The 13,490-nt window shown below is 52.0% G+C and carries 7 protein-coding genes; 4 read left to right on the forward strand and 3 right to left on the reverse strand.

Features of this window, described 5'->3' with window-relative positions:
* Positions 1–327: 327 nt before the first annotated feature.
* The gene (locus AC2215_RS16720; RefSeq protein ID WP_486811132.1) at positions 328–1,713 is read left to right on the forward strand and encodes an AAA-like domain-containing protein; all 1,386 of its coding nucleotides are present in this window, start codon (positions 328–330) and stop codon (positions 1,711–1,713) included.
* Between the two features lie 120 nt (positions 1,714–1,833).
* On the opposite strand, the gene AC2215_RS16725 is transcribed toward AC2215_RS16720, so the two are convergent.
* Complete coding sequence (locus tag AC2215_RS16725; RefSeq protein ID WP_486811133.1) at positions 1,834–3,315, reverse strand: glycoside hydrolase 100 family protein; 1,482 nt, start codon at positions 3,313–3,315, stop codon at positions 1,834–1,836.
* Positions 3,316–3,816: 501 nt separating this feature from the next.
* Here AC2215_RS16725 and hsdR point away from each other — a divergent pair.
* From hsdR to AC2215_RS16740, 3 genes are read left to right on the forward strand one after another with little or no spacing between them, the layout of a single operon-like run.
* A complete protein-coding gene (hsdR, locus tag AC2215_RS16730; protein ID WP_486811134.1) occupies positions 3,817–7,149 on the forward strand; it encodes a type I restriction-modification system endonuclease in 3,333 nt (1,110 codons plus the stop codon).
* Between the two features lie 14 nt (positions 7,150–7,163).
* Entirely contained in the window at positions 7,164–8,603 is a 1,440-nt protein-coding gene (locus tag AC2215_RS16735) for a class I SAM-dependent DNA methyltransferase (protein ID WP_486811135.1), read from the forward strand.
* Complete coding sequence (locus AC2215_RS16740; protein WP_486811136.1) at positions 8,600–10,018, forward strand: restriction endonuclease subunit S; 1,419 nt, start codon at positions 8,600–8,602, stop codon at positions 10,016–10,018. The genes AC2215_RS16735 and AC2215_RS16740 overlap by 4 nt, the downstream gene beginning before the upstream one ends.
* Before the next feature lie 113 nt (positions 10,019–10,131).
* Here the strand turns inward: AC2215_RS16740 and AC2215_RS16745 are convergent, their stop codons facing one another.
* A complete protein-coding gene (locus AC2215_RS16745) occupies positions 10,132–12,024 on the reverse strand; it encodes a R3H domain-containing nucleic acid-binding protein (RefSeq protein ID WP_486811137.1) in 1,893 nt (630 codons plus the stop codon).
* A gap of 93 nt (positions 12,025–12,117) precedes the next feature.
* Positions 12,118–13,350, reverse strand: coding sequence for a circadian clock protein LdpA (gene ldpA, locus AC2215_RS16750; protein ID WP_486811138.1), 1,233 nt, complete (start codon positions 13,348–13,350; stop codon positions 12,118–12,120).
* Positions 13,351–13,490: the final 140 nt, after the last annotated feature.

The following is a 13,490-nucleotide window of genomic DNA, read 5'->3' on the forward strand; positions in this document are numbered from 1 at the left end:
CTCGAGATCCGAAAACCGATCTCGCTTTCGTTTGCGATCGCCGCTGTTTGCCGACAGGTTGAAGATTGCATGTCGATGGAAAAATACTGTAAATCGATGTCAATTGCCAAATCGAAAGTGATGCGGGGCAACTCGCAACTTCTTTGGCTTGATTAAAGGGTGCATTTTCCGGTATCCCTCTTTGTTTAAGATTATTTTATTCTGGTGAGCGATCGGTTGCGATCGCCCAATGTAAAGCGTCGAATTTTAATTTCGAATTTTAAGTATCAAGACTCCACCCTCAAATGTGGATGGGGATAAGTGTAGCTATTTCAGATCTCAGGCAAAATGTCGATAAAAAATATTGAGAAGGCAATCGATCTGACCGATCGATTAATTGTCAGTTCTAATGGCAATTCTTTAAGTTTTATTCAAAAAGTCATCCTCCGAGAGACCCTATCGGAAACAAAAAAAACCTACGCCCAAATCGCTCAAGAAAATAACTATTCCGAACCCTATATCAAACAATGGGTCGCTCCCAAACTCTGGAAACAGATATCCGCCATTTTGGGAGAAAAAGTTAATAAAACGAACTGTTCGCGTTTGTTGGAAACTCACATCGAAGAAAGTGGGAATGTTACCCATGTTTTCTCCCAAAATGCCCCAGCCCAAAACGAGTTCGAATCCCCCGAAGGCAAGATTCCCCTAGCGTCCTCGTTTTACATCGAACGAGAGAATATCGATCGAGAATGCGATCGGCAACTTCTCCAACCCGGTGCTTTCGTGCGCATCAAAGGCGCGCGCAAAATGGGCAAATCCTCTCTGGTTTCGCGCCTGCTGGCGGGCACGGAACGTCACGGTTACCGCACTGTTGGTTTGAATCTTCATTTGGCAGAAACCGAAATTCTCGCATCGGCCACCAAATTAATTCGCTGGTTCTGCGCCAACGTCACCCAACAACTCGGTTTAGAGCCGAAATGGGAAGAATATTGGCAAGCAGATATGGGGAATTTAGTCAGTTGTACCCTTTATTTCCAAGAGTATATCTTTAAACAGATCTCCAACCCGATCGTTCTCGCCTTCGACGATATCGATCGATTATTCGACTATCCCCAAACCGCCCGCGATTTCCTTGCCCTCTTACGCGCTTGGCACGAGAAAACCAAAGATAGCGACTTGTGGCAAAAACTGCGGTTTCTCGTCGTTTATTCGACGGATTTTTCCCTCTATTCCGTCACTCCCCAATCTCCCCTCACCATCGGATCTGCCATCGACTTACCCCCCTTCACCCCCACCCAAATCCAAGAACTGGCGCGGCGCTACAGTCTCGAACTCACAGCCTCGGAACTCGAGGGGTTGGTGGAACTGACCGGAGGACTGCCCTATCTAGTGCGAGTCGCCCTCGATCGCAGCGCGCGCCAAAATCTCTCCCTCACCCAGGTACTCCAAGATGCCGCCACCGATACCGGTATCTTTGCCCGTCACCTGAGCGCTCAACTGTGGAACCTGCAAAAAGATCGCCCCGTCGCCGAGGCTTTTCAACAGATTTTGCTCGCCCCCACTAGACTCGAACCCCATATCGCCTGCGAGCTAAAACGGTGGGGATTGGTGCAGTTGGCAGGGAATCGAGCCACCACCAGTTGCGGGCTGTACCGGCAGTATTTCGGGGCACTCTGGAGTCGTAAAATTGCCGCAATCGACTCGCGATCGTTTGCGATCGGCAAAGCGGGATAAGAGTAGGGGGATAGGGGAGAGAATTAAAAATTAAAAATTTAAAAATGCAAAATGGGTCAGTTGTAACGCTCTTCCCCTGCCCCCGAAGCTCCCCAAACGCCCGAAGCTCCCCAAACGCCCCTAAATCGCGCAAGCAACCGCCTCGGTATCCTCTTCAAACTGAAGTAACGCTAGAGATTCCGGTTTTTCTCGGAGCAAGTGAGCTAGCAGAAAACCCGATATCGTCCAAGTTTGATACTTGCGCGCGGATTTGCCAATCAAACGACCGTTTTTGCCATCGTAGTATTCGGGCCATTCATCATGGGGTAAATGGGTTTGAGCGATTTCGAGGGCTTTATCGGCGAGTTCGGTTCGGTTGGCCACCCGCGCGGCAGCCATCAACACCCACAACAGCATCGGCCAACTGCCCCCATTGTGATAAGACCAAGGGGTATTTTTGGGATCGGAACCGGTAATAATTTGCCACGCCAATCCTTCCACGGCCGGAAAGCAAATTTTCATCGGCATTCGTCCGATTAAATCCTCCCAACGGTCTTCGATTAAATCCATAATTAAAGCGGACTGTTCGGCACTCGATAAAGCCGAAACGATCGACATTAAATTTCCCAGGGCAAAGAAGCGAAAATCCATCCGTCCCGGTCCGAGATTGCCCGCAAAATACCCACCGCGATCGGGCATCCATTCTGTCAGCCAATGGGGAATCGAATCGGGATAAATATTAAACTTATTCACCACCGATTCTCCAAATTGGTCGCCTTTGTAGCGGTGAATTTGATTGAGATTTTCTAAATCGAGCCAGTAATAAGTCCGAATGTGATAGACAAAACTTCCCAATCGATGATTAATTTCCTCGATTAAGGCTCGACCTTCCTCATTGACAATGAGTAGCTCTCGTGCGGCGCGCAGTGCCGCATAAAATAGCGCTTGAATTTCTAGAGGATGACCGTCAACACCCATGCGACGATCGATCGAACAGGCACCATCGGGAACGAGCAACATGGGTGACATTTCAAATTGCGGACCCAAGCAAATATCGAGAATAAATTTTAAGCTCGTTTGAAACTCTTTTTGATGGGCAAAATCCAAATTATCTGTGGCTTTGACATAGGCTCGCAACAACAGAATCCACCACAAACACGAATCAATGGGCGTGACTCGACCAATCGCGTGGTCGCCAAAATCTGCCACCAGATACTGTTGACTACCTTGGGATTCAACTTTAAAACTCGCTGGCATCAATCCCGGTGGTGGCTGATAGCAATCGATGCGTCTTTTCTGTTTCTGCAACTTGACCGTTTCCACGAGAAAATTGCGAACGATTTCGGTTTTTCCTTGAATCAGAAAGACGAACGCCGCCGAGACGAAATCCCGCACGAAGCACTGGTCGTAATTGAGGGGGTCGGAACCCGGAGCGATCGCCGCCACAGTTCCCACGGGGCGATCGTGATAGTAAATAATCGCATCTTCGAGCAGTTTTTCGGCTTTTTCGAGTAGCTTCGGATCGGGCTTCATTCGCTGTATCTCGACTGTTGCAACCACCACATAAACCAGAGTGGCGTAGAATGCGGGATGTCGATCGCCCGTCACGCTACGCCAACTCAATATACATCAACTCACAACTTGTCAAGATCGAACTCACCATCATCGAGGATCTCGATCGCGGTTTTATTTTGTGAAGTCGATAATATTAGAACTATGAGTCGATCGAGTTTTGAGCGATCTCGCTCGAAAGCCCGATCGATGTTTCTACACCTTTCTATGCATGATACCCTGCCTTTACCGAAGACAGGGCATTTTTTTATGCCAATTTTTGGAGTGTCCGGATTGAGAGGTTATACCCCCTCGGACTCGTAGATTTGACACTCTCGGTTAGTGCCTGTGTAGCCTGTGGAGTCTACTTCCAACAACTCTCTCCAAAAGAACCTTCCAAGTCGTGTAATATAAAAACACGATCGGGGAACCCGCGATTTGCCTTGGCTGCGATCTATTAATTAGTGGCAGCATTTTCCTGGAACGAACAAGAGAGCTGGAATACACAAGAGGCAACTATTTGCGATCGGAAATACAGATCTTTAGCAGCCCAGAGATATAGTCAGAGCCATAATGCAGGTTTCGCCAAATTTTGCTTTCCTTAAGGTTCACGATCTACAGCTTGTTCGCCTCGGCAGTCAGGCAGAGCAATACTTTAGTGGCGATCCGAACACCTGCCTGATTAAACTCAGGCAATTCGGCGAACTGCTCGCACAGCTCGTTGCGGCTTGTTCTGGACTCTACGAAAATCCAGGGGAAAGCCAACTCGACCTCCTGCGTCGCCTCGATTCTCGTGGTGCGGCCACCGGAGAAGTCCTAAACCTCTTCCACGAACTGAGGAAGGCGGGGAACCGGGCGACTCACAGTCTCGCTGGCGAGCATCGAACGGCTTTGAGTCACTTGAAATATGCTCGCACTCTCGGCGTGTGGTTCCATCGCACCTATGGCAGAAAGCCCGACTTCACAGCGGGCACCTTCATTCCACCAGCCGATCCGGTACTAGAAACCGCTGCTTTGAAAGAAGAATTAGACAAACTGCGCTTAGAAGTAAAAGCCCAGCGCAGCAGTGCTGAAGCGGTGATCGCCTCAGCCACCCAAGAGGCAGAACTCAGGGAGCTTGCAGAAGAACTCCTCACAGAAGCTGAGACCCGAGCCGAAGAAACACGAGCCAAACTCGCGATCGTTCAAGCGGAAACGGCAGCAACTCCACGACAGGAAGTCCGGGAGGTCATCGCCTCTGCTCGACGGGCCAGCTTTCACCTCGACCTCGACGAGCGCGAAACCCGTCGCCTGATTGACGAGCAGCTACGCGCGGCTGGCTGGGAAGTCGATACAGAAGAGATCCGCTACTCCCGAGGTGTTCGACCTCTCAAAGGTCGTTATCTTGCGATCGCCGAGTGGCCCACCGATAGCGGTCCTGCTGATTATGCTCTCTTTGCAGGACTTAAAGCCATCGGTGTCGTTGAAGCCAAACGGAAAAGCAAAGACGTTACTGGGGCGATCGTTCAAGCTAAGCGCTACAGTCGCGGCTTCCGACTTCACCCAGACGCTGATTTCATCGGCGGTCCGTGGGGTGAGTACCGAGTCCCATTTGTGTTTGCAACCAATGGCCGTGAATTCCTCGAACAGCTCCGCACGAAAAGCGGCATCTGGTTCTGTGATGTCAGACGGTCCCAGAACTTAAGCCGTCCGCTCAAAAACTGGTACAGTCCACAAGACCTCATCGATACCCTCAGTCAGGACATTGAAGAAGCTCACAGACGGCTTGCTGAGGAAAGCTTTGAGTATAACTTTCACCTCCGTCCCTATCAGAAGAAAGCTATTCAAAATGTAGAAGCCGCCCTTGCTGATGATGTCCGCACTCTACTTCTGGCGATGGCAACCGGCACCGGGAAAACCAAAACCAGTATTGCCCTCGTTTACCGGCTTCTCAAAACAAAACGCTTCCGCCGCATCCTGTTTCTCGTCGATCGCACTGCCCTCGGAGAGCAGGCCGGAAATGCTTTCAAAGATACCCGGATGGAGAGCCTTCAGACCTTTGCTGACATCTTCGATCTCAAAGAGCTCAAAGACACCGAACCCGATCGCGATACCAAAGTCCACATCGCGACAGTGCAAAGCATGGTAAAGCGGCTGCTCTACCCATCTGACGACGCAACACCCCTCACCGCAGGTCAGTACGATTGCATCGTCGTTGATGAGTGCCACCGGGGCTATCTGCTCGATCGCGAAATGAGCGAAGCCGAGCTGACCTTTCGAGACTTAAACGACTACATCTCCAAATACCGACGGGTGCTCGATTTCTTTGATGCCGTCAAAATTGGACTGACCGCGACCCCGGCTCTCCATACTACGGAAATCTTTGGAGAGCCAGTGTTCCAGTACAGCTACCGCGAGGCAGTCCTTGACGGCTGGTTAGTTGACCACGAGCCACCTATCCGAATCGTCACAGCACTTGCAGAGGATGGTATTAACTGGGATATCGGCGAAGAGGTACAGGTGTACGACTCGGTAACGGGTCAGCTCGATCTCATCCACGCACCTGATGAAATCCATGTCGAGGTCGAGCAGTTTAACCGACGGGTGGTAACCGAGGAGTTTAACCGCGTTGTCTGCGAGCAGCTAGCCCAAGAAATCGATCCTGAGTTTCCCGGAAAAACGCTGATTTTCTGCGTCACCGACAATCACGCCGATATCGTCGTCGATCGGCTAAAAGGGGCACTTGCCGATCGATACGGTGAGGTGAGCGACGATGAGGTTGTCAAAATAACCGGTGCTGCCGATAAACCGATGCAGCTCATCCGGCGGTTTAAAAACGAAGTCAGTCCGAAAATTGCCGTCACCGTAGATCTGCTCACCACCGGCATCGACGTTCCTCCGATTTCCAATCTCGTCTTCATTCGGCGGGTCAACTCCCGCATCCTCTACGAACAGATGGTCGGTCGGGCAACGCGGCGGTGCGATGAAATTGGCAAGGAGGTCTTTTGCATCTTTGACGCGGTAAACCTTTACGAAAATATCGCGCCCGTCTCAACGATGAAGCCAGTCGTCGTCGATCCGAACATCACCTTCGAGCAGCTCGTAGATGACCTCGAATCGGCGAGCGCAACCAACGCAATCGAAGAGATTCTCGATCGGCTCGTCGCCAAGTTCCAGCGTAAGAAGCGACACCTCAGCAAGACCCAGCAAGCGGATATCGAACGCCTCGCGGGTATGGCCGTCTCAGAAATCCCCGATCGCCTGAAAAACGCCACTCCCGAAGATGCAGCGGCATGGCTCAAACAGCGCAAGCAAATCGCCCAGATGCTCGATCGACGCGACGGGGGAAGAAACCCGGTACTCATCTCGACCCATGCCGACGAACTGCGCCGCGTCGATCGCGGCTACGGAAACGCCAGCCGCCCCGAAGACTACTTAGACAGCTTCTCGGCCTTCCTTCGGGAAAATACGAATAAACTCCCCGCCCTCTCGATCGTCACCCAACGTCCCTGCGAACTCACCCGCGCGCAGCTCAAAGAACTCAGACTCGAACTCGACCTGGCAGGCTACACCGAAGTCAATCTTCAAGCCGCCTGGCGGGAAACAACCAACGAAGATATTGCCGCCTCGATCGTTGGCTTTATCCGTAAAGCAGCCCTAGGCGATCCACTCATCCCCTACAGCCAAAGAGTCGATCGGGCGATGAAAAAGATCCTTGCGGGCCGCTCCTGGACTAACCCTCAGCGCAAGTGGCTCGATCGCATCGGGAAACAGCTTAAAGTAGAGTACATTGTTGACCGCGAAGCCCTCGATGGGGGAGCCTTTAAGACACAAGGAGGATTTAAGCGCATCAATAACGTCTTTGATGGAAAGCTCGAATCTATTCTCGCCGATATAAACGAAAGCCTCTGGCAGCGCGCCAGCTAAGAAGTACCGCCTCTATGACCACCACGACCGATATCGTTCAAAAGCTCTGGAACCTCTGCAACGCCCTTCGGGATGATGGCATCAGCTACCTGCAATATACAACTGAGCTGACCTACCTCCTGTTTCTGAAGATGGCACGGGAAACCGATACCGAAGGAAAGCTGCCCGAGGGGTATCGGTGGACCGACTTGGCGAGAAAAGAGGGAGTCGAGCAGCTTGAGTTCTATCGGCAGCTTCTCATCAAACTCGGCTCAAAGGATGCCAAACCCCTCGTCCAGGCGATCTATGCCAACGCTCAAACCGCGCTCAAGCAACCGAGAATCTTGAATAAGCTCATTACCAGCATCGACGAACTCGACTGGTATTCTGCCAAAGAAGAGGGCTTAGGCGACCTCTACGAAGGACTCCTGGAGAAGAATGCCACTGAGAAGAAATCAGGCGCTGGCCAATACTTCACCCCCCGGCCTCTAATCGATTGCACGATCGAACTGATGAAGCCGCAACCGGGCGAGACGATCGAAGACCCTGCCGCTGGCACCGGTGGTTTTCTGATTGCGGCCGATCGCTATATCAAAGAGCGCACCGATAACCTTTTTGACCTGTCTGAGGCCGAGCAGGTCTTTCAGAGAAACCAGGCGTTTTACGGCTTAGAGCTGGTGCAGGATGCTCACCGGCTTTTGCTGATGAATCTGATGCTTCACGGCATTGATTGTGCGGTAGGGCTGGGCGATACCCTGTCGCCCGATGGCCAGCGGTTGCCGAAGTCAGATTTAATCCTGACCAATCCCCCCTTTGGAACCAAGACCGGTGGGGGTCGTCCGACGCGGGATGACTTCACCTACCCGACCTCTAACAAACAGCTTGCGTTCTTGCAGCACATCTACCGGGGATTAAAGCCGGGGGGAAGAGGTGCGGTGGTGCTGCCGGATAACGTGCTGTTTGAGGAAGGTCAGGGGCGATCGATTCGGTTTGACCTGATGGATAAGTGCAACCTACATACTATCCTGCGGCTGCCCACCGGGATTTTCTATTCACAGGGGGTGAAAACAAACGTGCTCTTTTTCCAGCGGGGCAACACTGAGAAGGGTAATACCAAGGCGGTATGGGTCTACGATCTGCGGACGAATATGCCGTCTTTTGGCAAACGCACGCCGCTGACGCGGGAGCATTTTAAGGAGTTTATCGCAGCCTACGGGGACGATCCGAATGGAACATCTCAGCGGGTCGATCGGGGTGAAGATGGGCGCTTTCGGTGCTTTACAAGGGAAGATATTGCCAAGCGGGGGGATAATCTCGATCTCTCCTGGCTGCGGGATGAAAGTTTGCAGTCGGCCGATGACTTGCCGGAGCCAAATGTTATCGTGCTCGAGATTATGGAGCGGCTTGAGACGGCGATGGAGGAGATGGAGGCATTAAAGGAGTTTTTGGAAGAGGGTGAGGAGGAAGTAGTTTGATAGATTTATCTGACCTACCAGATTCATGGGAGATTCTTTACCTTGGAGATGTTCTTCAATTCAATTATGGGAAAGGGCTGCCCAAATCAAAAAGAATATATGGCGAATTTCCAGTATATGGATCCAATGGCATAGTTGGTAAACACTCAAGTTTTATAGTTAAACAACCCTCTTTAATTATTGGCAGGAAGGGCAGCATTGGAGAAGTTCATTTCGCTGAAAAATCATGTTGGCCAATAGATACAACTTACTTTATTAGCGATTTTCATGAACAACCAATTAAGTATTGGTTTTATCAGCTAAAATCACTTTCACTAAACAAATTAAATAGAGCATCTGCCATTCCTGGATTAAACAGGGAGGATGCTTCTAAACAGATTATTCCCCTTCCCCCCCTCAACGAACAGCGCCGCATCGTTGCCAAGATTGAGGAATTGACGACCCACTCCCAGAAAGCCCGCGAAGCGTTGGACGATGTGCCGAGGCTAATCGATCGGTTTCGACAATCCGTTCTTGCCGCCGCCTTCCGAGGGGATTTAACTGCTGACTGGCGGGAGAAGAATCCTGATGTGGAGAGTGCTGAAAAGCTCTTAGATCGCGCGGCTACTCAACTAGGAGCTAACTACCAGGAAACAAGATTAGCTATTGAGAGAGAAGACTATCTCCTTCCCAAGAACTGGGCATGGACCCAACTTAAACTCGTTGTTCGTCGTATTCAGCCAGGGAAAAACTTCTCCTGTCCCGAAATCCCTGTTACTAAAGACACCGTAGGCTTAGTAAAGATAAGTGCTGTGACTTGGGATAAATTCAACCCTCAAGAAACCAAGACAGTAGTAGATTCTGAAAGAATCGATCCAAAACTGTTTATCAAAAAAGACGATTTTCTTATCTCTAGGGCAAATACATTAGAGCTTGTCGGAGCCTCTGTTATCGTTGAAGAGATAAATTACAGAATAATGCTCAGTGACAAAGTTTGGCGCGTAGACTTTGCTGAAGTAGATAAAAGATATATCCACTACTTCCTTAAATCGTCATTCGGAAGAAAAGAAATAGAGAGCCGAGCTACTGGTAATCAACTTTCAATGAGAAATATATCCCAAAAGGCTTTCAAAGAAATTATCGTTCCTATACCTCCAATTGACGAACAACGAAGAATTGTCGAGTACATCGAGAAGGCGTTCACTTCAGTGCAAGAAGTTTTAAGAAGTAGACAAAATGCTGTTGAGGAAGTTGATTTTCTCGATCGATCCATCCTCGCCAAAGCCTTTCGAGGCGAACTCGTCCCCCAAGACCCCAACGACGAACCCGCCTCAGTCCTGCTCGATCGCATCCGTGCCGAACGAGAAAAGCTAGGTACCTCAAAGAAAAAAGGTCGCACCTCCCGCAGGAAAGCCAAGCAAGATCGATCGCCGTAGATAGGTACAGGGGGTAACGAATATTCAATTTCGGACAAAAGACCGTAGGGGTCAACGGCCGTTGACCCCTACCAGATTGACTCAATTTAATTCAGATCGCAATTCCCCGAATACTACGCCGGATAAATCCGCAGGCGGCGATTGGGTTCGTCCCCAAAACTATCGGATTTGAGGCGATAGTGTTCCACCAACTCGTGTTGCATCTTCCGCACTTTGGGCGATCGCGGTAGCAACTCCACCGGCTGCCCTTTGGGAATCACGATTTGCTCGACGGCCAACCGCGCTTCTTCGAGGGCTTCGATTTCGTCGTCATTGCCGTTTTTGGTAAACAGTTGCAAATCGGCAATGTCGGGAACCGCCGGATCGTCCATGTGCAGCAGCCGTCGCAGGGACCGCGTCACTTGAGCCACGGTGCCGGATTTGACGGTATGAATGGGCACTTGACGGGCTTTGGCGATATGGCGCAGTTTCGAGTGATGTTTCACCTGCGATCGCAGTGCCAAAATCACCTCCGCACTATCGAGATCCTTCGTCAGCACCACGGGCAATCCCAGTACCTGAATTACCTGTTCTATCTGGTGGCGGCTGATGGCATAAGGATAAACGTACAACGGCGATTCATCTGCCACCCCGTTGAACCCAGTTCCATCGAACTCCGGACGCTCTAACTCCGTCGTCCCGTCGAAATTCAATCGCGATTGAGTCGCAGAAGTGGCGCGATCGCCCGGTTTCAAGTACCGAGTCCCGCTGGCGGGAAACGACGCATCCAGGAGTTGGGCGAAGTTTTGCTTTTCTCCCTCCCGTTTGGGAGCATTGGGATTCGGTAGCGGTCGCATTTGCCCGGATGCGCGCCAGCCCCGTCCCGCTGCGGGGGTGGGAGGAGTGGCGGGTTCGACAGACCCCGGCAACTCCCGCGTCACGCTCACTTTGCCCGCCTCGTTCATCGTCCGTACTTGGGGGTTGGGCTGTCGTCCCCGCAGCAGAGTATCCACCGTCTCGGCGAGGCGATCGTGAACCACCCAACGATACCGTTCGAGCATCTCCACGGCAATTTCGAAGGTGGGTGGGGCTTTGCGTTCGAGGACGGTTTTCTGCGTGCCGCGCCGCCGGGCTTCGTCATCTCCCAAGGTCACCGATTGAATGCCGCCGATCAGATCCGCGAGAGTGGGGTTTTTGATCAGGTTTTCGATCCGATTGCCGTGGGCGGTTCCCACCAACTGCACCCCCCGTTCGGCAATGGTGCGGGCGGCCAAGGCTTCGAGTTCGGTGCCGATTTCGTCGATGACAATCACTTCGGGCATATGGTTTTCCACCGCCTCGATCATCACCTGATGTTGCAGTTCCGGACGGGCCACTTGCATCCGACGAGCGCGCCCGATGGCTGGGTGGGGAATATCCCCATCCCCGGCAATTTCGTTGGAGGTATCGATAATCACCACCCGTTTGTTGAAGTCATCGGCGAGGACCCGGGCGACTTCCCGCAGGGCCGTGGTTTTGCCCACCCCCGGACGACCCAGCATCAAGATCGATCCGCCGGTTTCCACCAAATCGCGAATCAGACCGATGGTTCCGTACACCGCACGACCGACGCGGCAGGTAAGTCCGATAACTTCGTCTCGGCGGTTGCGGATAGCGCTGATGCGGTGCAGGGTTTTTTCAATACCCGCCCGGTTGTCCCCGCCAAAGTGTCCGACGCGCTCGATCGAATATTGGAGGTTTTCTTTGGAAATCGGTTCTTCGGAAAGATATTCGGCAATGCCGGGAAATCGTGCTTCCGGCAGCCGCCCCAAGTCCATCACAATTTCGATCAGGCTATCGAGTTGGGGGTGTTCCTGCAACCGTTGCTTGAGGTCTTCGGGCAGAATATCGAGCAGCCGATCTAAATTGTCAGTAGTTTGTCGTTCGATGGGAGTTTCATGTTCGATTGTAGCGACCGTTTCGAGTGCAACCTGTGGTTCTAATGGTTCGAGTGGTTCGAATGAATTGCGATCGTTGAGATTCACCATACAAGAGCAATTTCAAAAATGAATGTTAAAAAGCCAGCTAAATTTCGCCCGGTTGCCCGTTCAAATGTGTGAATTCCTGCAACCGTGAGTGATTCAGCGGTGGGGTTTGAGTTGCGAAACCAAGGAATCTGCCAAGTCTACGGCCTCCTCTAGCAAATCGGGACGATCTTCCAAACGCAGAACCGGGGCAGTTTGAAGATTGCCAAATTGCCCGAGGGGAGGTTGTGAAACAACGGGTTCGGAAAGGGCTATCGGTGAAATAGCGATCGTCTGCACGGTTTCTAACTGTTCTAAAACAGTGGATAGGAGTTTTCGGGCATAGCTTCCGTAGGCTACGCCAGCGACGCGGGTGGAGGGGGAAACCTCAGATAGACCCCCGTCGTTCTCGGCAGCGGATGGGAGTAGACCTGTCGCTTTAAGTTTGTCAACGGTATGGTGGTTCGTACCACCAGCGAGTTGAACGTATCCGGGTAATCCGGCTGCCAAGACTTTTTGACTCAGTTTCACTGCGGCGGTGGTGGTTCCCGCCCCGATGTCCCCACTCATGGGACGACCGTCGGTTTGCCAAATTAAGGGGCAGGGTAGGGGAGAAATACGCTCGTATAGCGCCCGCAGGTAGTCAATTAAATTTGGATCGTCGGGACAACTGATAGCAACGACTTTCAGACGATCGAGCCAGGGTGAAATCGCCCGCCACAGGCGATCGAAATCAGCTTCGCGTCCCGTTTGGGTATGAATTTCGAGGGCATCGACACCGTTTTCGAGCACCAAAGGGGCAAGGGTGGCGGGGGTGCTGACGTAAGAACGGGTCACGATGCGATCGAATGGGCAAATGGGGATACATCGACCGCAACCGTAGCAGCGGCTGTCGATGACGCCCGAAACGTTAGCTGGAAATGGGGGGGCAGACCCTTCTGGGACGTGGGACCTGGTGCTGGTATCCTGGCTAAACGCGATCGCCTCGGCCGGACAAACCTGTTGGCAAGGTCGGGGACAATCCGCCGGACAGGCGCTCGGGTTGAATTGGGCTTTGCGAAAATGAGGGTCTTCGCCATCGTTGAGACTTACCATCAGCAACGGCGAGCGATCGGGCAAGGATTTCCATTTTGGGAAAAACTCCGTCAGGCGCCCGGCCGCTTCGATTCCCTCTCGGGCTGCCGCGATAACAGCCGGGTCGGCTGCGACGTCGATGCAGTCAGCGCCGACGAGGGCATAAGCCAAAGTGAGATTCCGAATCGCAGGAAGGTGTTGGAAGCTGGCCCCGCAAATGAGCTTGAACCAGTTGCCCTCCCTTAAGGAATGTAAAGGGTAACGAAGATAACTCACTCCTCTATGCTAATGCGTTGTGGATAAAATGGGGAGGTCTGGGGAGGGAGTTTTTTGCGAACTCCCACTGGGGGGATCGCCTGCTAGGTACGGCATCCGCTCTTCAGAACCACCCTTAAAATTAGAAACTCTCCATACAG

This window comes from Zarconia sp. (assembly GCF_057467645.1).